This window comes from Saccharopolyspora erythraea, assembly GCF_018141105.1.
GTDB lineage: Bacteria > Actinomycetota > Actinomycetes > Mycobacteriales > Pseudonocardiaceae > Saccharopolyspora_D > Saccharopolyspora_D erythraea_A.
In genome coordinates, this window is sequence record NZ_CP054839.1 from 324,127 (window position 1) to 344,975 (window position 20,849).

Sequence of the window (20,849 nt, forward strand, 5' to 3'; positions counted from 1 at the left end):
CGAATGCCGTACCGGTGGGTCGTGCAACCGCTTGGCGGGTCCGGCGGTCTACTCACCAGTAGTGCCGGGTTCTGTTGTAGCTGGTGGCCGATCGGAACTGAACGGCCACCTCTCTTCTGATCTTCGGACTTGCAGTTGTCGTGCTCGCCGGCGGGCCGCGGGGCTACCGCTGCTGTTGCTGGGAAGCGGGGCCGCCCGCGCCGCCGAGCAGGCCGCCGGTGCTCGGCGTGCCGTAGAAGGTCATGATCAACCCTGCGATGACCAGCAGCGCGGCCAAGGTCAACTTGAGGATCTTGAAGAGCCGCTGCCGCCTCTCGTCCGGGGGCTCGATGTGCATCGGCTCCACCTCCACCGGCGGGCGGGGGCTCTCGGCCACGTCGTCGTCGAGCGGGTCGAGCAGGTTCGGGTCGTGGTCGGGCGCCTCGATCCGCATCAGCACGCTGGTCTCGGCCATCGAAGCGGCCTGGTCGCCGTCGGTCGACACCGCCTTCACCGCCGACACCGCCGCGCCGCACGCCGCGACCAGTTCGGGGACGCCGTCGACCAGCGGCTGGCGCTCCAGCCGCTCCTGGACGAGCTGCTTCAGCAGCGGGGTGCGCGCGACCCCGCCCGCGAGGACGACCGCGTCGAGCTCTCCCGGCGTGAGGTTGGCCGACTGCACCGCCTGCAGGACCAGCTCGGGCACCCGCTCCAGGTGCGTCCTGGCCAGCTTCTCGAAGCGCGAGCGCGAGACCGCGAAGTCGGTGTTGGCCTTCGGCAGGTGGATGCGCAGCGTCGCCCCGGGGTGGAACGACAGCGTCTCCCGTGCGTGGACGCAGTCGCCGCGCAGCTGCGCGAGCGAGGCGCGGACGTTGAAGTCGCTGACGTCGAGTCCGGCGAGGCCGCCCAGCTCGGCGCGGATGTGCTCGAAGAGCGCGTCGTCGAGGTCCTGGCCGCCCGGGTGGGGCGAGTCCAGTGGCGGCCCGACGACCTCGAAGCCGGGGGTGCGCCTGCGCAGCACGGTCGCGTCGAAGCCGGTGCCGCCGATGTTGCCGACGGCGATCGCGCCTCCTTCCTCGACGCGCTGCTTGCTCGCGTAGTCCATGGCCACCGCCACCGGTTCCGGCAGCAGCGTCACGTCGCTGATGCCGAGCTGCGCCAGCGCCTGGTGCACGACGTGGGTCCGGTGCGGTCCCCAGTTCGCGCTGTGGGCGACGGCGATGTGCTCGGGAGGATGGCCCTGGCGGTGCGCGACGGCGTCGGCCACCCACTCGATCATGGTCGCGGCCAGCGCGTGCGGCTGGACGAAGTCGTTGCCGACCAGCAGCGGCGCGTCCTCGCCGACCCGCCGGGTGAAGCCGCGGGCCACCCACTGGTGGTGGGTGAGCTCCTGGCGCTGCGCCTGCTCGCCTGCCAGGTACGAGCCGTCCTGCGCCCGGCAGAGCACCGTCGGGACGCCCGCGCTACCGCTGCCGAGCGGAACCGGGGCCGCCGCGGCCCACCGCCCGCCCTCGCGCCGCGCGATCGCGGCCGAGGTCGCAGTGGCACCGAGATGGATCCCAAGGACGTACGGCATGCATTCCCTTCGGCTGTCTCCCTTCGGCCATCCGGCTCAGGCGAGCCGGTGGGTGTCCGGGGCGGACACAATTTAACGCGCGCTCGGTTACAGAGCGGTACCGAATGTTGCCATCGATCCCCTAACGGGTCACTAGGCCGATCCCCTAATAGTGTCTCGACTAACTAGGCGTCTGACCCGATGGCCCGGGGGTGCCGGGGGCCATAGCGTGATCAACGGCAGTGAGGGCGACGCAGGACCTCACTCGGTCGTCCGCAACCGATCCGCTGAGGAGAACGACATGCCGCACTCTCAGCCGGAAGGTCGTGCCGAAACCTTCGCTTCCAGTCCCGGGACGCAATTCGAAGCCGACCAGCCGACGCTGCACGAGTTCCTGACCAGGCTGGTCAGTGACCCGGCAGCCAGGTCGGCCTTCGACACCGATCCGCACGCCACGCTGGATCAGGCTGGACTCGGGGGCATGACCGCGACGGACGTGCTGCAAGCCGCCTCACTGGTGCTCGACTACGCGCCGGTCGAGGTCGTGCAGGAGTACGACCGCTCACTCCAGAGCAGCGTCGAGAAGTTCGCTGCGAGCACCCAGCACGTCGCGATCAACCAACTGCATCCCGTACACCCACTCGAGCAGGAAGAACTCACCATGCTGCACAACTCCTCCCCGCAGGCCCCCGACTTCTCCCAGGGCGGCGACGTCGACAAGCTGATGCCCCAGCCCGCGCCCGAGTCCAAGGGTGGCGACGTCAACGTCGACATCGAGCAGAACGACTCGCACAACCTGATCAGCGTTCACCACATCGCGAGCGACAACAACATCGGCAACATCGCCGCTGTCGGCAACGTCGTCGGTGACGTCGTGGGCGACACCGCCAACACCGTGGTCGGCACCGTCGGCGACGTGGCCTACGGCTCGGTCTCGCAGGTCACCAACACCGTCGACAACAGCGTCGACATGGGTGGCGACCTGGTCGCCGGTGCGGGCTCCGCGCTCATCGGTGGCGACGTCAACATCCAGCCGGTCAACGAGGTCACCAACGTCGTGGGCGACGTGACCAACGTCGCGGGCGACCTGACCGGTGGCGACGTGACCGACGTCGCGGGCAACGTGACCGGTGTCGCCGGCGACCTGCCCGTCGTGGGTGGCGTGGCCAACACCGTCGGTGGCGTGGCGGGCGACCTGCCGGTCGTGGGTGACGTGGCCGGTGCCGCGGGCTCCGGTGAGCTGCCCGTCGTGGGCGACGTGGCCGGCACCGTCGGTGGCGTGGCCGGTGGCCTGCCGGTCGTGGGTGACGTGGCCGGTGCCGCGGGCTCCGGTGAGCTGCCCGTCGTGGGCGACGTGGCCGGCACCGTCGGTGGCGTGACCGACCTGGCCGGCGGCGTGACCGGTGGCCTCCCGGTCGTCGGTGACGTGGCCCCGGCGATCTCCGACCCGTCCGCGCTGCCGGTCGTGGGTGGCGTCGCCGGTGAGCTGCCGGTCGACGACGTCGCGGGCGCCCTGCCGGTCGACGACGTGGCCGACACCGTGGGCGGCGTGACCGACACCGTCGGTGGCGTGACCTCGGCCCTGCCGGTCGACGACGTGACCTCGAACCTGCCGGTCGACGACGTGACCTCGGCCCTGCCGGTCAACGACGTCACCTCGCACCTGCCGGCCCCGAGCGACCTGCCGGTCGTCGGCCCGGTCGCCGGTGGCGCCGTCGAGCAGATCGCGGGCGAGGCCACCTCGGCCCTGCCGCTGGACGGCCTGCTCTGAAATTAGGCTTGAATGCCGGGAATGCCGGGTCTGCGAATTCACGCGGGCCCGGCATTCCGCCTGCCGGGAACAAGTGACTCCAATCCCGGCGGCCGCACCCCCCCGCACTGGTGCCGCTGCTCAGCAGCAGATTTGCCGGCGCCCGCGCGTGTAACACATGCGCGTCGCGGGACGACTTCACCCGTTCGGGTTTCTCTTCTCGGCTCGGCACGCCACAATAACCGCCGTGATCGAGACGGCGCTGGTTGAACTGATCGATCGCGCTACTGCCGAGTGCGCCGAGCAGCAGCGCGCGGACCTGCACGGCCGCCTGCGGCAGATCCGCACGCGGGTGCTCGACCCCGCTCAGCTCGTGCTGATCGTCGGTGAGTCCAAGCAGGGCAAGAGCGAGCTGGTCAACGCGATCGTCAACGCCCCGGTGTGCGCCTCCGGCGAGGACGTCACGACCGTCGTGCCGACCCTGGTGCGCCACGCCGACGAACCGAGCGCGATGCTCGTCGAGCACGAACCGGCCCGCGGTCCGGCCGCGCTGGAACGCCACCCCGTGCCCATCGAGCGCATCCGCGAGAACCTCGACCGCGCCGTCGAGCTCGGCCGCCCCCTGACCCGCGGCGAGGTCGGCCTGCCGCGAGCGGTGCTGGAAGACGGCCTGGTGCTGATGGACACCCCCGGCGTGGGCAGCGTGTCCTCCACCCTGACGACCACGACGCTGGCGGTCGCCGCCGAGGCCGACGCGCTGCTGATGGTCTCCGACGCCACCCAGGAGCTGACCACCAGCGAGCTGGCCTTCCTCAAGCAGGTCACGGCGCTGTGCCCGAACGTCGCCGTGGTGCAGCCCAAGATCGACGTCACCCCGCACTGGCGCCGGGTCATGGAGGTCAACCGCAAGCACCTGGCCAACGCGGGCATCACCACCAAGATCTTCCCGGTGTCGTCGGTCGTGCGGATGCGCGCGATGCAGGCCAAGGACGGCCAGCTCAACGCCGAGTCCGGTTTCCCGGCGCTGCTGGAGTACCTGCGCAACGAGATGGCGGGCAAGCACGCCCAGCTCACCCGCAGGCTGGTCGCCCACAACCTCGCCGAGGTCATCAACCAGCTCACCACGTCGCTGAAGGCCGAGCTCGCCGCGCAGAACCCGCGCACCGCCGCCGAGACGCTGGTCGAGCTGGAGACGGCGCAGCGGCGCGCCGAGGACCTGCGGCGGATGGCGGGCCGCTGGCAGAAGACGCTGTCGGACGGCATCTCCGAGCTGTTCGCCGACATCGAGTTCGACTTCCGCGAGCGCAGCTGGGCGGTGATGCACCAGGTCAACGAGACCTTCGACGAGGCCGACCCGAAGGAGGTCTGGGACGAGTTCATCGACTGGCTCAACGAGCGGCTGACGGACGCGATCGTGCAGACCTTCGAGTGGCTGGACATGCGCCGGGAGCGGCTCGCCGAGCAGGTCGCCGACGAGCTGCGCCGCGAGTACGGCGACTCGCTGCCCGACGTGGAGCGGATCCGGCCGCCCGACCCGTTCGACGCGGTGCCGAAGCCGAAGGAGCCCAAGAGCTCCGACTACCCGGGGCTGGACCAGGTGCTGACCAGTCTGCGCGGCTCCTACGGTGGTGTGCTGATGTTCGGTCTGATCACCACCATGGCGGGGCTGCCGCTGATGAACGTGGTGTCGATCTCGGCGGGTCTGCTGCTGGGCAGCAAGAGCCTCAAGGAGGAGAAGGACTCCCGGCTGCGGCGCCGCCAGACCGAGGCCCGGGCGTCGGTGCAGCGCTACGTCGAGCACTTGGTCTTCCAGGTGAACAAGGAGGCCAAGGACGCGATCCGCGGCGTGCACCGCAGGCTGCACGAGCACTTCACCCAGCTCACCGAGGAGGCGCAGATGGAGGTCAGCCGGGAGATCCAGAACATCAAGCGCTCCGCCGAGCGCAGCGCCGTCGACCGCGACCGGCGCGCGCGTGAGATCAAGAAGAAGCTGGAGGAGCTGGCCGTGCTGCGCCAGCGCGCCAGCCTGCTGACCCAGAACCGGATCACCGCCGCATGAGCGCACGACTGCTCGAGCACGCCCGCGCACTCATGGTGCGCGCGATGACCTTCTACCGCGACGACACGCGGACCTCCACCTGGCTGCGCGGCCGGATGGAGCGACTCGACCAGCCGCTGCGCATCGCCGTCAGCGGCCGCGTCAAGTCCGGCAAGTCGACGCTGATCAACGCCCTGGTCGGGGAGGAGCTGGCGCCCACCGACGCCGAGGAGCGGACCCAGGTCAGCACCTTCTACCAGTACGGGCCCGAGCCGAAGGTGCTCGTGCACACCCCGAGCGGGGCCGTGCAGAACGTGCCGGTGCCGTCGCTGGACACCAGCACCATCCGCGACCTCCAGCGGTGGCGGCCCGACGAGGTGACGCGACTGGTGATCGAGTCGCCGTCGCCGGGGCTGCAGGCGATCACGCTGATCGAGACGCCGGGGGTCGCGTCGTCGGCGGTGCAGGAGACCGGGCGCTCCGCGCTGGCGCAGATCCTGTCGGAAGCCGACGCGGTGCTGTACCTGACCAGGCATCCGCACCAGACGGACCTGCAGTTCCTGCAGTCGGTGCACGAGCTGCAGATCGCCCGCTACGCGCCGATCAACACGATCATCGCGTTCTCCCGCGCCGACGAGACCGGCAGCGGCGGTGTCGACGCACTCGACGCCGCGGAGCGCATCGCGCAGCGCTACCGCGACGACCCGACCGTGCGGTCCTTCTCACAGCACGTGATCCCCGTCGTGGGGCTCCTCGGACAGGCGGCGTCGACGATGACGGCGGAGGAGTTCGCCTCGTTCGTCGGCCTCGCCCGGCTGTCGCAGGCAGATCTGGAGGCGCTGCTGCTGTCGGCCGACCGGTTCGCCAACAGCACCGCGCCCGAGTCGGTCCCCGCGGCGGGGCGGGCGAAGCTGCTGGAGCGCTTCGGCCGCTACGGCATCGCCCGCGCGATGACGTGCCTGCGCGACGGCAGCGTCACCGACCTGAAGGGCCTGCGCACCGCGCTGCTGGAGGACAGCAGGCTCAACGACCTGCAGGAGGCGGTGCACCTGCAGTTCGTCGAGCGCCAGGACGCCCTGCGGGCGCGCTCCATCCTGCTGGCCGTCGACATGGTGCTGCGCGCGAACCCCCGCCCGGGCGTCCAGCGCCTGCTCGGCGAGTTCGAACACCTGATGGTCAATGCCGCGCACGAGTGGGACGAGCTGCGGCTGCTCTCCTCCCTGGCGTCGGGGCAGGTGCGGTTCCCGCGTTCGCTGCAGTCCGAGGCCCACCGCATGCTCGGCGCCTACGGCCACGACCCGCGCAGCAGGCTGGGCGGCGACGAGAACGCCATGGAGGCCGACCTCGCCGACGAAGCGGCGGCCACCCTCGCGCGCTGGCGCGAGCAGGCCGTGAACCCCCTGCACGACCGTCCGCACCGCGAAGCGGTGCGGACGGTCGTCCGCAGCTGCGAGCGGCTCATCGCCTCGCAGATGCGGGGCTGACGCGGCGAACCGACCAATCTACTGGTGCTCCGCACGCGTGAACACCGGGCTGGTCGGTACAGCGGAGATCCACTTCGCCAGTACCGTCGACCACACTCGATGACCGGCGAGGGACCGCTTTGGCCGACGTGTACATGTATGCCGACGAAACCGGCAATCTCGACTACCAGCAGCACGAAGGAGCATCACGGTTCTTCGGCATCGCCACGGCGGTGACCCGACACCACGGCCAGGCGCTGAACGAGGCCCTCATGCTCCGCACCGAGCTCCACGCCCGCGGTGTTCCGTTGAAGAAGGGCTTCTTCCACGCCACGGACGACAGCCACCCAACGCGCAAAGAGGTCTTCAGCCTGATCGCGGGACAGGGTTGGCGCCTTGACGCGACCATGCTGTACAAGCGCAACGCCTACGACCACGTCCGCCAGGCAGGCGAGGTGTACCTCTACAAGATGGCCTGGTACCAGCACTTCAAGAACAGTGCTCTCCGCGTTGCCGATCCCTGTGACCGCCTGTTCGTCGTTGCGGCCACCCTCGGCACCAACGCGCGGAAGAAGGCGTTCGAGTCGGCGCTCCATGACGTGTGCCAGGTGCAGGGTCCTTGCGGGCGGGACGTTCATCTGTGCCACTGGCCCGCCCCGACGTCGTGGGGCCTGCAGGTCGCCGACTACGCGGCCTGGGCAGTTCAGCGGAAGATGGAGAAGGACGAGGTCCGCTACTAGGACATGATCGCGGACTCCATCGTCACGTGCTTCACGCCCTGGGGAAAGTGAGAGGCCGGCTACCCCTCGTAGGAGGAGAACCCCCCTGGGGCTCTTGTCACCGGCCTGACCTCCATTGAACAGGACTCGCGGATAGCGGTCAACGCATCACGGGGCTGCCTCACCCGTTGGACCAGCCCCTCGGGCTCCGGCCCGGAACGCGACCGCCGGCGGTGGCCACTGATCGGCCGCGGTGGTTCGGATGCGGCCGGTCGGCGATACGGGGAGGAAGTACACCGATCGGCCGCGCGGCTCGACGCCCCTCGTCGGGCGCAGCGATGTCGAGCAGGGACTGGGTGGGTGGCTCTCCGCGTGGACCTACTTGCGGCGCAAGCACTTCTGCGCCCGAGCCTGGGCTTCCTGGCGGGATGCGGCCAGGCGGTGCGCTTCGCGGTTGCAGTCGGTGCAGGTGCCCCAGAACCAGGCGTGTTGCGAGTTGTCGGCCGTCATTTCCCGGCCGCACAGCGTCTTCACTTCCTTGCCGGTGGGATAGCCACCGGCGGGGCGGGTGTCCCGGCTCGCATGCCGCGCGCCATCGCAGGGAACCCAGTGGAAGGGAAGCATCGCTACCGCCAGTACGGTCGGCCCGTAGTCGGGCGTTTGAATCGGCCGGTCGATCAGTTGCTGTAGACAGCTTGCCGTCTAGTAGACAACTGATCAATTCCACGATCGGGCGAACTAAAACGCAGGTCAGCGCGGCTACGATTTGTCTCGTGCCTGTAGACACCAACGGCGTGACGCCACGAGCCCGAGCGCTTTCGGCCGCAATCCGGTCGATCAGGGAACGCTCTGGAGTCAGCGGCAGGGAGCTGAGCAAACGGCTGGGACTCAGCCACGGCACGGTCTCGCACTGGGAGACGGGCCGTCGCGTCCCGACGCCGGAAGACGTCGCATCGCTGCTCACCGCCGCCGGGATCACCGGCGACGAGAAGCAGCGAGTCGTCGAACTCGCCCGCCACGCCAGCGAACCGAACTGGCTCACCGTTGGCATGCCCGGGATTCCGCAGCAACTCGCCGGAGCGGTCGAGTGCGAACGCGCGGCCTCCTCGATCGTCGAGTGGGCGCCGATGGGCCTGCCAGGGCTGTTGCAGACCGCCGACTACGCCAGGACGATCTCGAAGGCGAGCGGTCTGGCGACGGCCGATGTCGAGCAGAGGGTCATGCTCCGCATCGCGCGGCGCGAGGTGTTGACGCGCAGAGAACCCGTGCGGTTCCTGGCTCTGATCGGTGAAGACGCCCTGTGCGACAAGATCGGCGAACCCGAGGTGATGGAGGAGCAGCTGCGATACCTGCTCGACCTCGGTCTGCACGACAACGTGACGGTCCAGGTCGTGCCGCCGCGCATTGGATGGCACCCGGGTCTTGCCGGTCCGTTCGTGCTGTACGACTTCCCGGACGCGCCCTCGGTCGTCCACTTCGAACACTTCAGTTCGGGAGCGTTCGTTCCCGACGCTGATGACGTGCGGGCGTACCAGCGTGCCGTGGATGACATCCGCCGAGTCGCGATGAGCCCCGCCGAAACAACCGAACGCATCACGGAGATCCTGAAGGAGTTGCGCAATGAAGCCTGAGAACTGGCGGAAGTCGAGTCGTAGTCAGCCGAACGGCAACTGCGTCGAGGTCGGCGGGTCGGCTGCCGGGGCGGCGGTGCGGGACAGCAAGGACCGGCCTGCCGGATACTTCACGACCAGCCGGGCGCAGTGGTCGGCGTTCGTAGACGCCGTGAAGGCCGGGCGGTTCGACCGCTGACCGGTACCTGAAAACGGCCGTGCGACCCGGGAACCGAGTTCCCGGGCCGCACGGTGTGTGGTGGGTTGCCGCAGTCAGCGGCAGGTCGCCCGCGTCCGTGACGTCAGCCGGCGGCCTGGACCTTCTCGGCGATCCGATCGCCGGTGGCCTTGTCGACGTTGCGCCAGTATGCCAGGGCGCGCTCCAGCACTGGCGCGCTCACGCCGCCGTTGAGGTGCCCCGCGACGTTGTCGACGAAGCGGGCGCGCTCCTCGTCGCTGAACACGTTGCGCACCATGGCGCCCGGCTGCCCGAAGTCGTCGTCCTCGGAGTGCAGCGTGTAGGCGGTGCGCAGGATCTCCTGCTCGATGTTGGCCGGGGCCACGTCGTCGCCGAAGCGCTCGGCGTCGGCGTGCGGGCCGCCGTAGGAGTTCGGCGCGTACACCGGGTCCTGGGTGTTGCCGAACCGCATCGCGCCGTCCTTGGAGTAGCTGTTGACCTCCGAGACCGGGCGGTTGACCGGCAGCTCCGCGTAGTTGGTGCCGATGCGGTAGCGGTGCGCGTCCGGGTAGGAGAACAGCCTGCCCTGCAGCATCTTGTCCGGCGACGGGCCGATGCCCGGCACCAGGTTCGACGGCTCGAACGCTGCCTGCTCGATCTGGGCGAAGTAGTTCTCCGGGTTGCGGTTCAGCACGAACCGGCCGACCTTGATCAGCGGGTAGTCGCCGTGCGGCCACACCTTGGTCAGGTCGAACGGATTGAACCGGTAGTCCGCGGCGTCGGCGTACGGCATGACCTGCACGTACAGCGTCCACTCCGGGTTCTCGCCCGCCTTGATGGTGTTCCACAGGTCGCGGATGTGGTGGTCGGCGTCGGTGCCCGCGAGCTGGTCGGCCTCGGCCTGGGTGAGGAAGTCGTGGCCCTGCTCGGTCCTGAAGTGGTACTTGACCCAGAACTTCTCGCCGCCCGCGTTCTGCCACATGAAGGTGTGCGAACCGTAGAGGTTCATGTGGCGCCAGGTCCTCGGGATGCCTCGGTCGCCCATCAGCCAGGTCACCTGGTGCGCCGACTCCGGGCAGTTCGTCCAGAAGTCCCACTGCATGTCGTGGTCGCGCAGGTGGTTGTCGGCGCGGCGCTTCTGCGAGCGGATGAAGTCCGGGAACTTGATCGCGTCGCGGATGAAGAACACCGGGGTGTTGTTGCCCACGAGGTCGTAGTTGCCCTCGGAGGTGTAGAACTTGATCGCGGTGCCCCGCGGGTCGCGCCAGGTGTCGGGGGAGCCCAGCTCGCCCGCGACGGAGGAGAACCGGATCAGGGCCTCGGTCCGGGTTCCGGGCTGGAACACGGCGGCCTTGGTGAACTGGCTGACGTCCTCGGTGACCTCGAAGAAGCCGAAGGCGCCGCCGCCCTTGGCGTGCACCACGCGCTCCGGCACGCGCTCGCGGTTGAACTGCGCGTTCTTCTCGATCAGGTAGTGGTCCTGGAGCAGGAGCGGCCCGTTGGCGCCTGCGGACAGCGAGTGGTCGTCGCTCCCGACCGGGATGCCTGCGTTGGTCGTCGTGAAACGTGCCGAACTCACGAGCGTTGCCTCCCTAGTGGTGGGTGTGCGGGTCAGTCGGCTCCGGCGCGGGAGCCTGACAGTCGGGACACAGTCCCCAGAAGACGACTTCGGCCTCGTCCACCGCGTAGCCGGCGGTCGACGACGGGCTCATGCACGGCGCGGCGCCGTGGACGCAGTCGACGTCCTCGGCCCGCCCGCACCGGCGGCAGACCAGGTGGTGGTGGTTGTCCGCGGTCCGGGTCTCGAACCTCGCCGGGTGACCGGCCGGTTCGATGCGGCGGAGCAGGCCCGCGTCGGTGCAGGCGTTCAGGACGTCGTAGACGGCCTGGGTCGACACCGACCCGAGCTCCCGGCGCACCGCGCTCGCCACCTGGTCGGCGGTCGAGTGCGGATGGCCCCGCAGCCACGTGAGCGCCGCGAGCCGTGGCCCGGTGACGCGCAGACCGGCGTCGTGCAGGCGTTCACGCACGTCGCGGGCGCCGCGGTCGCTGCTGTCGGGAGTCGCTTCCGGGTTCATGGCGACGCCAGTATGCCACGGCTAGATTGGAACTAGTCAAGATAAGAACCTGAACGGGTCAAAACAAGTGCTCGAAGGTGCGATGACCGCCGACACGGACGGCGGGACGGGGAGTGGTGCGGACCACCCAGTGGGTTCCCGGCAGCGGCGGCCGACGGGAGTGGGAGCTGGTCCGGCGGGAGGCGTCCCGGGATGATCGGGGCGCCCCCGGTCAGGCCGGCTCGACCGGCAGCCCGGCGACCAGCGACTCGAAGCCCGCGTGCACCCGTTCGGCGTCGCCGGTGGCAAGCAGGTCGAGCATCAGACCGCGTAGCGCGGCGAGCACGAGCGTCGCCTCCGCGTCCGAGGAGCCGAGGGCTCGCCGGATGTGCGGCAGCCACTCCCGGACGCTGGTCTCGCCGAAGCCCTCCCATGCGTCCTCGCGCGCGTGCAGGGAGCGGGCGTAGCTCTCGAAGAAGAACCGCACGACGTTGTGGTGCGCGGGATCGCTCAGCCACTCCCACAGCGCGCGGAGCGCGTCGGCGCGGGAGCCGGCCGCGAGCTTGTCGCCGAGCGCGTCGGAGAGGAGTGCGAGCTGGACCTCGCGGGCGTGCCGGTGCACCTCGCGGACCAGGCCCTCCTTGGAGCCGAAGAAGTACAGCAGCATGCGCGGGCTCGACCCGACGGCTGCGGACAGCGGGCGCAGCGACACCTCGGACAGGCCGTGGTCGGCCGAGTACTCCAGCAGCTTGGACAGCAGTTCTCGGCGACGGCGGCTTTCGTCGGTGCGGGTCATCCGGCTATCGTACTGAAACAACTGTTTCAGGAGGGCGCATGGGCGGCATCGAGATCCGCACCGGCCCGCGGCCGGGAGACCTGGGCACCGTGCTGGCCATGCACGGTCAGCTCTACGCACGCGAGCACGGCTTCGACGAGCGCTTCGAGGCGCACGTCGCACGCGGCCTCGCGGCGTTCGCGGCGGCGCTCGGCGACGCCCGCGACACCGGGGCGGCCCCGGGGGTTCTCTGGGTCGCCGAGCGCGGCGACGACCCGGTCGGCACGGTCGCGCTCACCGACGAAGGCGGCGGCGTGGCCCAGCTCCGCTGGTTCCTGGTCGCGCCGTCGGCGCGCGGCACGGGGCTCGGACGCGAGCTGCTGCGCACCTTGCTCGACCACGCGCGAAGCAGGGGGTACGCGCAGGTCAAGCTCTGGACGGTGGACGGCCTGGACGCCGCCGCCCGGCTCTACACCGAGGCCGGATTCCGCCGCACGGAACAGCACCCGGTCCGGCAGTGGGGCCACGACCTGACCGAGGCCCGCTACGACCTCGACCTCTAGGAGCCGCTTCGGCCCCGGCGGGTCAGTCGCTGCCGACCTCCTTGCGGAGCGAAGCGGTGAACGCACGCAGTGCCTGGGTGGCCTCGGTCAAGTTCTCCTCGTCGTCCTCGGCGTGCCAGCACGACCTCACGAAGGCGTCCGCACGATCGCGGGTTTCCCGGGTGCACAGCAGGTGGATGGCCGCGCGGCCCCTCTGCAGCTGTGACTGCCACTCGCGCAACTCGCTCGGTTCGAAAGATTCGAGCCAGGCCTTGCTGCCGCTGCGGAACTCGTAGATGTTGGTGCCCGCGCTGACCATCTCGGCAGCCCCGGCAAGCTTCTGGTCGCGCAGCCACTTGCGGTGCTCGCCCCTGCTCTTGATCCAGGCTCCGAGCAGGGCGCCCGAGAAACCCAGCAGCGCGCCGACGACTCCGGCCAAGACGTTGATCATCGGTTGAGCCTAACCGGGCGAGGTCTGGGCAGCCCGTACTTCGGGGTAGCGGGCAACAGGACCTCCCCGGTCCCCTGGCCGAGGGCGACCGGCAACCCTGGCCAGGGCCGGTGCGGGTGGGCTAGCCGAGGTCGGGCTCGGAGCGCAGTTCGATGTTCTGCCCGGCCTTGTGCATCTCCAGCGCCACGATCTCGTTCTCGCCCCTCCTCCACAGTGGACTCGGAGCGTAGAGGGTGACCTGCGGGCCGACCGACCAGTACCGGCCGAGCAGGAAGCCGTTGAGCCAGATCATCCCCTTCTCCCAGCCCGGAAGCGCCAGGAACCCGTCCGCCGGTTCGGCGATCGACATCCGCGCGCGGTGGAACACCGGCCCGGCCGACGACCCGCCGCCGAACCGCAGCCCGGAGAGGTCGTCCAGCGGCAGCGGCCGGACCTCCCAGCCGTGGAGGGCCTGCGCGCCGAGCAGCACCCGGTCGGTGATGCCCTTCGGGTCGCTGAGCTGGTGCCCGAAGTTGACCCGTCCGCCGGTGTCGACGAGCAGGTCCAGCCGCCCGGTCCGGCCGGGGACGGCGAGGTCGATCGTCACGTCCGGGGCGTTGCGGTCCAGCGCGCCGAGGTACGCGCCATCGCTGAAGACCAGCGCGCGGTCGGCGAGCCCGGACACACGCAGTCCGGCCGTCTGGCGCGGGCCCTGGATCGTGGTCCGGTAGTGGATCAGGCCGTGGGCCTGGCCGAACTTCTCCATGTGCGCCGGAGTCGCGCTGCGCACCGGCGAGCTGAGGACGTCGAGCGACTCCAGCAGCCCGGCGGTCGCCTCCGGCCGCACGGTCTGCGGCCGCAGCCGAGGCGGTCGTGCGGGCAGCGGCTGCTCGGGAACCGGGGCGTACTTGGCGATTACCTCGCGGATGCGCTGGAACTTCTCGGTCAGCTCGCCTGCCTCGCCGATCGGGGAGTCGTAGTCGTAGCTGGTGATCGTCGGCTGGTACTGGTCCTTGGAGGTGTCGTAGTTGGCACCGGCCCACCAGCCGAAGTTCGTGCCGCCGACTGCCATGTAGAGCGACACCGACGCGCCGGCCGCCAGCATCTTGTCGACGTTGCCGGCGGTCTCGACCGGATCTGTCGTGTGGTGCTCCTCGCCCCAGTGGTCGAACCAGCCGTCCCAGAACTCGGTGCACCACAGCGGTCCCTCCGGCTGGTACTCGCGCAGCGCCTTGAACGGGTCGGTCGGGTCACCGGCGAAGTTGACCGTCGCGAGCGTGTCCGGCAGGTTCCCGCCGCGCAGCATGTAGTCCGCCGGCCCGTTGGAGCAGAACAGCAGGCTGTCGATGCCGCGTTCCCGCATGCCCGCCTTCAGCTGTTCCAGGTGCGTCTGGTCGTTGCCATAGCTGCCGTACTCGTTCTCCACCTGGAACGCCAGCACCGGACCGCCCTTGGTCGCCTGCAACGGCGCGAGGCGCGGCAGCAGCTCGTCGAACCACCGCAGCGTCAGCTCGGTGTAGGCGGGGTCGCTGCACCGCAGCGGCAGGTTCCCGGACTCCAGCAGCCACGCGGGCAGGCCGCCGAAGTCCCATTCCGCGCAGATGTACGGGCCAGGGCGGATGATCACCTTGAGTCCGGCCTCCGCCGCCGTCTCGACGAACCGGACGAGGTCTCGCCAGCCGGTGAAGTCGACCTCCCCGCGCCGCGGCTCGTGGAAGTTCCACGCGACGTAGGTGTCGACGGAGTTCAGACCCAGCGCCCGCATCCTGTCCAGCCGATCGCGCCACTGGTCGGGATGGGTGCGGAAGTAGTGCATCTCGCCGGCGATGATGCGGAACGGCTCGCCGTCGAGCAGGAACTCGTTGCCGCGCACGGTCAGCCCGGAGGGCTCACCGGCCTGGGCGAGCACCCGGTTGGTCCCGGCCATGGTCGCCGCGCTCCCCAGCGCGACCGCTCCCAGAAAACCTCGGCGACTGAAGCGAGCCATGCTCCGTCCTTTCGCAGAGTTGCTTGAAACCTAGTCGTTTCGCGCGAATTCACGCAGAATGAGTATCGGCGTCCAGGCCAGGAGAACGGTCCGCCGATCGGCCGAACATGGGCCGGAAGTCTCTTTGGGTCAACCCACCCGGCCATCGACGCTTGAGCTATGACGTCGAGCACCACTCGCGGCACCACGCTCGTCTGCCATTACCGGCGCGATGGAATCACGGTTCCCGACGACCCGCGGCGATGTCTGCGCGCCCAGGTGCGCAGGATCGCAGGCGGCCGCGTGCTCGACATCGGTGCGCACGACGTCGACGACCTGACCGACTACCGCAACGCCTGCACGCTGGCGCTTGCCGGAGCGACCGGACCGGCGTGCGAACGCGCGAAGTCCCTGCGGCTCCCCGGCGCGGAGGTCGAGGACGGCGAGCTCGACACCCTGCGCTTCCCGCAGAACGCCTTCGACGTGGTGGTGCTGCGGTTCTCGCTGTGCCGGGCGGCGAAACCCGAGCAGACGCTCGCGGAGATCGGGCGCGTGCTGCGGCCGAACGGGCACCTGGTGTTCCTCGAACACACCCGGGCGAGCGGCATCGTCGGGAACGCCCAGGACCGGGCCGACGAGATCATGCGCGGCAGCGGACGGTGCCACTTCAACCACGAGGTGCTGCAGGGGATGCACCGCGCCGGGCTCGTGCTGCGCCGCGCCGAGTGGTTCTGGCCGTCCGCGCACCTGCGGGCACCGCTGGTCGAGGGCGTCGCATCCCATCCGGACCCGCAGTACCAGCGCGAGCTGAGGTGGCTCAGCGGGGAACAGGAGTGATCATGACCAGGAAAGTGGCCGACTGCCGCAACTACCCGAGCGAGATGAACTGCACGCTGACCATCAGCGGTGAGGAGGACGAAGTCGTGCGGGCCGCCGCGGAGCACGCGATCTCGGTGCACGGCCACGACGACACGCCCGAGCTGCGCGACGACATCCGCCGCCTCCTCGAGGACGAGGCCCCGGCCGCGGCCGAGGCAGGAGCGGGAGCCCCGGCCGGGAACGGGATGAACTTCGTGCAGCTCATCGAGTTCCGGACCACCAAGCGGGACGAGATGAACCAGCTGATCGACGAGTGGGAGAAGGCCACCGGCGGCAAGCGGACCGCGAGCCGCGCCGTGCTCGCCGCCGACCACGAACAGCCCAACAGCTACTACGAGTTCGTCGAGTTCCCGTCCTACGACGAGGCGATGCGCAACTCCGCGCTACCGGAAACCGAGACGCTCTCCCGCAGGATGCGGGACCTCTGCGACGGCGAACCGACGTTCCACAACCTCGACGTCGTCCGAGCGGAGAAGTTGTGAGCTGAAAGCCCCAGATGGGGCTTTCAGTGGTGCTTCGCACCATCCGTCCGGAGGACGGATGCAATACGTGCCCGCGGTGGGGCGCCTTGGGGTCCAGGGCGCCCCACCGGGCTGTCAGAGTTCCGACTCTGTCATCCGACCTTCGGCCGGATGGCGCGGAGCGCCGTCGGAAGGCCCATCAGGGCCTTCCGACGACATTCCGCGCGAAGGCGATCTCCGCTGACACCTGGCGGAGGGTTTCGGCGATGACCAGGGAGCCGTGGCCCGCGTCGTAGCGGTAGAACTCGAAGGGGACGTCGCGGTCGGCCAGGCGGTCCAGGTAGTTGAGGATCTGCTGGATGGGGCAGCGCGGGTCGTTGTCGCCGGCCAGGACCAGGACCGGCGCGCGGACCTGGTCGACGTAGGTGATCGGCGAGCAGTCGCGGTAGGTGTCCGGGACATCGTCCGGCGAGCCCCCGAACAGGGCGCGGTCGTAGGCGCGCAGCGGTTCCATCTCGTCGGCGTAGGCCGAGACGTAGTCGGCGACCGGCACCCCGGCCACGCCGCCCGCCCAGCGCTCCGGCTGGGTGCCCATCGCCAGCAGCGTCAGGTAGCCGCCCCACGACGCGCCCGCGACGACGCTGAGCTCCGGCGTGGTCAGGCCCTCCCGGAAAGCCCAGTCCTGGACGCGTGCCACGTCCTCCAGCTCGGTCAGTCCCGGACGGCCCTCGATGGCGTCCCGCCAGGCCGAGCCGTAGCCGGTGGACCCCCGGTAGTTGATCTCCACGACGGCGAAGCCCGCGTCCAGCCAGGCCGCCCGGTAGGCGGAGAAGCGGTCCTCGTCCGCCGCGTGCGGACCGCCGTGCAGGTTGAACACGGTCGGCACCGGCCCGTCGCCCTCCGGCCGCGAGACCAGCGCGTGGACGGTGTCGTTCGGCCCGTAGGGCACCTCGACGAACACGTCTGTCACCGGCTGCGATCCCGGTGCGCGCTCGCCCGGCGGCGACAGCAGCACCCGGTCCTCGCCTCCGGCCGACAGCGACCGCACCAGCGACGGCGTCGCCGCCGACGACCACGAGTACTCCACCGAACCGTCCGGGCGCACCGCCGCGCCACCGACCGTCCCGGCCGGGGTGGGCAGGTCGGTGAGCGTGCGGGAGGCGATGTCGTAGCGGTGCATGGTCGTGCGCGCGTGGTGGGTGTGCGCGATCAGCAGCGCGCTGCCGTCCGGGTACCAGTCGGCCGACACCTCGCCGGGCAGGTCCAGGGTGATCTCGGTCTCGGTGTCGGACTCGACGTCCCAGATCAGCAGCTCCTCGCGGCCGCGGCGCTCGTGCAGCACCAGCAGCCGCTGGTCACCGGCGACCGGCGCGAAGTCCAGCGCCTCCAGGCCCTTGCCCGGGCCGTCCCACTTCTCGGCGACCGCCGAGCCGTCGACGCGCAGCACCCGCAGCGCGGGGTGGCGGCTGTCGCCGTGCTCGGAGTGCGAGATGACCAGCACGGTCTCGTCCCACGACAGCGCGGAGAGCCCGCCGTCCTGCTCGTGCTGGTAGATGACCTCCGGCGCGCCGCCGTCGCGGGCGATCCAGACGGTCACCCCGTCGTCGGTGGACATGGCCACGCCGCGCACCTTGGCACCCAGCTCCAGCCCGGACGGGTAGCCGGGGTGGGTGCCGGGAAGGGCGGACTCGTGCGAGTCCGAGCCGAACGGCTGCACCACCCAGCTGCCGAACTCGTCGCCGTCGGTGTCGCTGAACCACCAGATGTGCTCGCCGTCGGCCGACAGCGTGCCGTGGAAGGTGCCGTTCGGGCGGTCGGTGACCTGGCGGTGGGTGTCGCGTTCGCGGTCCCACGCGTAGATCTCCCAGGTCCCGCTGACGTTGGACACGTACAGGCTGCGCTGCGGAGCGTCGCGCGCCCAGTCGGGCAGCGACACCCGCGGCGCGCTGAACCGGGCTCGCCAGCGCTGCTCGGCGGCGGGGTCTTCGAAGAGCTTTTCCGGGACTTTGGCGGCGGGGTAGGTGCTCACCCCTGCGATCCTGCCCGATATCCGGCGTCAGCCGGAGGAGTGGGCGTTTAATGCCACGGTCGGGTGATATCAACCCGCTCGGGTGGCGGTGATCAGGTAATAGTCCACGAGTCCGTCGCGGTAGCAGCCGAGCCATTCACGCGCCCAGGTGCTTGCGTAGGAGGTGCGGGCCAGCCAGCGGTCGAGGCCGGGGAAGACGTGCTCGCCGATGCTCTCGGAGGTGACGCCGGCGAAGCCGGCCGCCGCGAGCGTCCCGCGGAACTCCTCCACGCCGGTGGCCAGGTCGACACCGGAGGCGAAGGTGTCCAGCCGGTCGGCCAGCGCCGGTCCCCGGCCCGCCGCGGTCGCGAAGAACGTCGCCACGGCCAGCACGCCCGACGGCGCCAGCACGCGGTGCGCCTCGGCGGCGAAGCCCGGGATGTCCTCGAAGTGCTGCGCGGCCTCGACGGAGAAGACCCTGTGCATCGACCGCTCGGGCAGCGGGAGCCGCGACGCCGCCCCGGCGACGTAGTGCAGCCTGCCGGGCATCGCCGCGATCGCCGCCGCGTTGGCGTTCTTGGCCCGGTCGACCTGCACCTCCAGCAGATCCGAGCCGTAGATCTCGCGCACCGGGTACTCCTCGGCGACCAGCGCGGTGCCCTTGCCCCGCCCGCAGCCGACGTCCAGCACGCGGTCCCCGTCGCGGATGCCGACGGCGTCGGCGACGAGCCGGTACATCGCCTCCTGGCTGGCCACCCGGTGCTCGACGGTCAGGCCGCCGCGGGCGTCGATGTCGCGCCAGTACCCGAAGTTGAGGTAGCCGCCGGCGAACAGCTCCAGCTTGCTGAGGTCGTTCTCGCCGTACATCCGGTCGCGGAGTTCGAGCCGTTCCTGCACGTCGGTCATGGCCTCATCGTGCCCCAGATCACGGTGAAAAGCGCCCGCGAGTTCCGCGCGGGTTCTGGGCAGGGCGCAGTGCGGGCTGTGCCCCCATCCCGGCTGGGGCGGGCGAGTAGCCCGACAGGTCAGTCCGCGTCGGACGGGAGGATCAGCGCCTGTCCGGCGATCACGCGCTCACCGTCGTAGGTCAGAGCCGGCGATCCGTGGAGCACGTACCCCTCTCCCAGCAGCGCGCTGATCCGACGGCAGAACTCGGCGTCGTCGGGGCCGGTGATGAAGCGGTAGCGCAGCCGTTCCATGGCGAGCAGCCTAACCAGCGGCGCCACCCGGCAGCCCTCAGCGTGCGGTGGTTCTTCCACACCGAGAAGCGCCCGCGAGACAGGGGCAGAAGACCCCGGAAAGCCGAGTGGCCCCGGCCGGACGAATCCGGCCGAGGCCACTCGATTGTCGGGGTGGCGGGATTTGAACCCACGACCTCTTCGACCCGAACGAAGCGCGCTCCCAAGCTGCGCCACACCCCGATCTCCGGCGGAGGACTTATCGGGTACCTGTCCGACCGCCGCAGCAAAGTCTAGCGGACGTTCGAACCCGCTCCGAAGGGGGCCCCGCCCAAGGTGTTCATGCTGGTCGCGCGCAGTTCCTGCGACCGGGGGACCAGCGTCAGCAGCGTCGCCTCCGGCGGGCAGGCGAACCGCACCGGCGCGTAGGGCGAGGTGCCCAGGCCCGCCGAGACGTGCAGCCGCATGTGCTCGCCCCACGTCGAGGCGCCGCGCGCCCGCGATCGGTCCAGCTCGCAGTTGGTCACCAGGGCGCCGTAGCCGGGCAGCCGCAGCTGGCCGCCGTGGGTGTGCCCGGCGAGCACCAGGTCGTAGCCGTCGTCGGCGAACGCGTCGAGCACGCGCGGCTCCGGCGAGTGGGTCACGCCGAGGTTGAGGTGGGTGTCCGACGGGACCGCGCCGGCGATCTTGGAGTACTTGTCTCGGTGCAGGTGCGGGTCGTCCAGCCCGGCCACGTGCATTCGAACGCCCGCGACGTCGAGCCCGTGCCGCTGGTGGGTCACGTCGACCCAGCCGCGCTCGGTCATCGCCGCGCGCAGGTCCCGCCACGGCAGCGGCACGCCGTGGACGCGCTTCTGCTTGGCCGAGGGCATCAGGTAGCGGGCCCAGTTCTTCGGCTTCGGGCCGTAGTAGTCGTTGCTGCCGAAGACGAACACGCCCGGCCGGTCCAGCAGCGGGCCGAGCGCGCGCAGCGCGGCGGGCACCGCCTGCGGGTGGGCCAGGTTGTCGCCGGTGTTGACGACCAGGTCGGGCTCGAGCTCGTCCAGCGCGGCCACCCAGCGCTGCTTCGAGTGCTGGTTGGGCATCATGTGCAGATCGGAGACGTGCAGCACGCGCATCCGCGGCGCGCCCTCGGCCAGCACCGGAAGCGTGACGTGGCGCAGCGTCCAGTGCCGCCGCTCGATCCCGGCCGCGTAGCCGAAGGTCGCGGCGCCCAGCGCGCCGCCGGTCAGCAGGATCCTTGCCAGCGTGTTCACCCTGC

Annotated in this window: 20 protein-coding genes and 1 tRNA gene; 9 read left to right on the forward strand and 12 right to left on the reverse strand. The window is 70.3% G+C overall.

Annotation, left to right across the window (positions count from 1 at the left end; all coding sequences use genetic code 11):
- Positions 1-163: 163 nt before the first annotated feature.
- Positions 164-1,555, reverse strand: coding sequence for an Hsp70 family protein (locus HUO13_RS01535; protein ID WP_249124385.1), 1,392 nt, complete (start codon positions 1,553-1,555; stop codon positions 164-166).
- A 280-nt stretch (positions 1,556-1,835) separates the two neighbouring features.
- Here HUO13_RS01535 and HUO13_RS01540 point away from each other — a divergent pair, with 280 nt between their 5' ends.
- The 4 genes from HUO13_RS01540 to HUO13_RS01555 all read left to right on the forward strand — a co-directional run bounded on the left by HUO13_RS01540 (position 1,836) and on the right by HUO13_RS01555 (position 7,525).
- On the forward strand, positions 1,836-3,305 hold the full coding sequence (locus HUO13_RS01540; RefSeq protein WP_211899730.1) for an IniB N-terminal domain-containing protein: 1,470 nt from the start codon (positions 1,836-1,838) through the stop codon (positions 3,303-3,305).
- 226 nt (positions 3,306-3,531) lie between these two features.
- Complete coding sequence (locus HUO13_RS01545) at positions 3,532-5,343, forward strand: dynamin family protein (RefSeq protein ID WP_211899731.1); 1,812 nt, start codon at positions 3,532-3,534, stop codon at positions 5,341-5,343.
- Positions 5,340-6,806 (forward strand): dynamin family protein, encoded by a 1,467-nt coding sequence (locus HUO13_RS01550; protein ID WP_211899732.1) that lies wholly within the window; start codon positions 5,340-5,342, stop codon positions 6,804-6,806. The genes HUO13_RS01545 and HUO13_RS01550 overlap by 4 nt, the downstream gene beginning before the upstream one ends.
- Positions 6,807-6,934: 128 nt before the next feature.
- A complete protein-coding gene (locus tag HUO13_RS01555; protein WP_249125020.1) occupies positions 6,935-7,525 on the forward strand; it encodes a DUF3800 domain-containing protein in 591 nt (196 codons plus the stop codon).
- A 357-nt stretch (positions 7,526-7,882) separates the two neighbouring features.
- On the opposite strand, the gene HUO13_RS01560 is transcribed toward HUO13_RS01555, so the two are convergent.
- Positions 7,883-8,128, reverse strand: coding sequence for a zinc finger protein (locus HUO13_RS01560; protein ID WP_211899734.1), 246 nt, complete (start codon positions 8,126-8,128; stop codon positions 7,883-7,885).
- A 149-nt stretch (positions 8,129-8,277) separates the two neighbouring features.
- On the opposite strand from HUO13_RS01560, the gene HUO13_RS01565 reads away from it, so the two are divergent.
- On the forward strand, positions 8,278-9,135 hold the full coding sequence (locus tag HUO13_RS01565) for a helix-turn-helix domain-containing protein (RefSeq protein WP_211902588.1): 858 nt from the start codon (positions 8,278-8,280) through the stop codon (positions 9,133-9,135).
- On the forward strand, positions 9,125-9,313 hold the full coding sequence (locus HUO13_RS01570; RefSeq protein ID WP_211899735.1) for a DUF397 domain-containing protein: 189 nt from the start codon (positions 9,125-9,127) through the stop codon (positions 9,311-9,313). Before HUO13_RS01565 ends, HUO13_RS01570 begins: the two co-directional genes overlap by 11 nt.
- Positions 9,314-9,416: 103 nt before the next feature.
- On the opposite strand, the gene HUO13_RS01575 is transcribed toward HUO13_RS01570, so the two are convergent.
- The 3 genes from HUO13_RS01575 to HUO13_RS01585 form a co-directional block, all read right to left on the reverse strand.
- Entirely contained in the window at positions 9,417-10,871 is a 1,455-nt protein-coding gene (locus tag HUO13_RS01575) for a catalase (RefSeq protein ID WP_211899736.1), read from the reverse strand.
- 13 nt (positions 10,872-10,884) lie between these two features.
- Positions 10,885-11,370, reverse strand: coding sequence for a Fur family transcriptional regulator (locus HUO13_RS01580; protein WP_211899737.1), 486 nt, complete (start codon positions 11,368-11,370; stop codon positions 10,885-10,887).
- A 211-nt stretch (positions 11,371-11,581) separates the two neighbouring features.
- Positions 11,582-12,145 (reverse strand): TetR/AcrR family transcriptional regulator, encoded by a 564-nt coding sequence (locus HUO13_RS01585; RefSeq protein WP_211899738.1) that lies wholly within the window; start codon positions 12,143-12,145, stop codon positions 11,582-11,584.
- A 38-nt stretch (positions 12,146-12,183) separates the two neighbouring features.
- Here HUO13_RS01585 and HUO13_RS01590 point away from each other — a divergent pair, with 38 nt between their 5' ends.
- Positions 12,184-12,687 (forward strand): GNAT family N-acetyltransferase, encoded by a 504-nt coding sequence (locus tag HUO13_RS01590; protein ID WP_211899739.1) that lies wholly within the window; start codon positions 12,184-12,186, stop codon positions 12,685-12,687.
- A 22-nt stretch (positions 12,688-12,709) separates the two neighbouring features.
- Here HUO13_RS01590 and HUO13_RS01595 read toward each other — a convergent pair whose 3' ends face one another.
- Entirely contained in the window at positions 12,710-13,117 is a 408-nt protein-coding gene (locus HUO13_RS01595; RefSeq protein WP_211899740.1) for a hypothetical protein, read from the reverse strand.
- A gap of 121 nt (positions 13,118-13,238) precedes the next feature.
- Positions 13,239-15,083, reverse strand: coding sequence for a glycoside hydrolase family 35 protein (locus tag HUO13_RS01600; protein WP_249124386.1), 1,845 nt, complete (start codon positions 15,081-15,083; stop codon positions 13,239-13,241).
- 159 nt (positions 15,084-15,242) lie between these two features.
- On the opposite strand from HUO13_RS01600, the gene HUO13_RS01605 reads away from it, so the two are divergent.
- Together HUO13_RS01605 and HUO13_RS01610 are read left to right on the forward strand one after the other, a co-directional pair.
- Positions 15,243-15,899: a class I SAM-dependent methyltransferase gene (locus HUO13_RS01605; RefSeq protein ID WP_211899741.1), complete on the forward strand. Its 657-nt coding sequence runs from the start codon at positions 15,243-15,245 to the stop codon at positions 15,897-15,899.
- 2 nt (positions 15,900-15,901) lie between these two features.
- A complete protein-coding gene (locus HUO13_RS01610; RefSeq protein WP_211899742.1) occupies positions 15,902-16,423 on the forward strand; it encodes a DUF1059 domain-containing protein in 522 nt (173 codons plus the stop codon).
- 178 nt (positions 16,424-16,601) lie between these two features.
- Here the strand turns inward: HUO13_RS01610 and HUO13_RS01615 are convergent, their stop codons facing one another.
- From HUO13_RS01615 to HUO13_RS01635, 5 genes are all read right to left on the reverse strand, one after another.
- Positions 16,602-18,431 carry a S9 family peptidase gene (locus HUO13_RS01615; protein WP_211899743.1) on the reverse strand — a complete coding sequence of 610 codons (1,830 nt, stop codon included), beginning with the start codon at positions 18,429-18,431 and terminating at the stop codon, positions 16,602-16,604.
- A 69-nt stretch (positions 18,432-18,500) separates the two neighbouring features.
- Positions 18,501-19,316 carry a class I SAM-dependent methyltransferase gene (locus HUO13_RS01620; RefSeq protein WP_211899744.1) on the reverse strand — a complete coding sequence of 272 codons (816 nt, stop codon included), beginning with the start codon at positions 19,314-19,316 and terminating at the stop codon, positions 18,501-18,503.
- Positions 19,317-19,435: 119 nt separating this feature from the next.
- The gene (locus HUO13_RS01625; RefSeq protein ID WP_211899745.1) at positions 19,436-19,609 is read right to left on the reverse strand and encodes a DUF1737 domain-containing protein; all 174 of its coding nucleotides are present in this window, start codon (positions 19,607-19,609) and stop codon (positions 19,436-19,438) included.
- A 148-nt stretch (positions 19,610-19,757) separates the two neighbouring features.
- Positions 19,758-19,831 (reverse strand) — tRNA-Pro (locus tag HUO13_RS01630).
- Positions 19,832-19,881: 50 nt separating this feature from the next.
- Positions 19,882-20,844, reverse strand: a complete 963-nt coding sequence (locus HUO13_RS01635) for a metallophosphoesterase (RefSeq protein ID WP_211899746.1) — start codon at positions 20,842-20,844, stop codon at positions 19,882-19,884.
- Positions 20,845-20,849: the final 5 nt, after the last annotated feature.

Bases quoted from the DNA above. Each gene is read 5' to 3' on its own strand.
- HUO13_RS01590 (WP_211899739.1), top strand. From the start codon at position 12,184: ATGGGCGGCATCGAGATCCGCACCGGCCCGCGGCCGGGAGACCTGGGC.
- HUO13_RS01570 (WP_211899735.1), top strand. From the start codon at position 9,125: ATGAAGCCTGAGAACTGGCGGAAGTCGAGTCGTAGTCAGCCGAACGGC.
- HUO13_RS01535 (WP_249124385.1), bottom strand. From the start codon at position 1,555: ATGCCGTACGTCCTTGGGATCCATCTCGGTGCCACTGCGACCTCGGCC.
- HUO13_RS01600 (WP_249124386.1), bottom strand. From the start codon at position 15,083: ATGGCTCGCTTCAGTCGCCGAGGTTTTCTGGGAGCGGTCGCGCTGGGG.
- HUO13_RS01605 (WP_211899741.1), top strand. From the start codon at position 15,243: ATGACGTCGAGCACCACTCGCGGCACCACGCTCGTCTGCCATTACCGG.
- HUO13_RS01625 (WP_211899745.1), bottom strand. From the start codon at position 19,609: ATGGAACGGCTGCGCTACCGCTTCATCACCGGCCCCGACGACGCCGAG.
- HUO13_RS01585 (WP_211899738.1), bottom strand. From the start codon at position 12,145: ATGACCCGCACCGACGAAAGCCGCCGTCGCCGAGAACTGCTGTCCAAG.
- HUO13_RS01560 (WP_211899734.1), bottom strand. From the start codon at position 8,128: ATGCTTCCCTTCCACTGGGTTCCCTGCGATGGCGCGCGGCATGCGAGC.
- HUO13_RS01595 (WP_211899740.1), bottom strand. From the start codon at position 13,117: ATGATCAACGTCTTGGCCGGAGTCGTCGGCGCGCTGCTGGGTTTCTCG.
- HUO13_RS01610 (WP_211899742.1), top strand. From the start codon at position 15,902: ATGACCAGGAAAGTGGCCGACTGCCGCAACTACCCGAGCGAGATGAAC.
- HUO13_RS01540 (WP_211899730.1), top strand. From the start codon at position 1,836: ATGCCGCACTCTCAGCCGGAAGGTCGTGCCGAAACCTTCGCTTCCAGT.
- HUO13_RS01580 (WP_211899737.1), bottom strand. From the start codon at position 11,370: ATGAACCCGGAAGCGACTCCCGACAGCAGCGACCGCGGCGCCCGCGAC.
- HUO13_RS01620 (WP_211899744.1), bottom strand. From the start codon at position 19,316: ATGACCGACGTGCAGGAACGGCTCGAACTCCGCGACCGGATGTACGGC.
- HUO13_RS01550 (WP_211899732.1), top strand. From the start codon at position 5,340: ATGAGCGCACGACTGCTCGAGCACGCCCGCGCACTCATGGTGCGCGCG.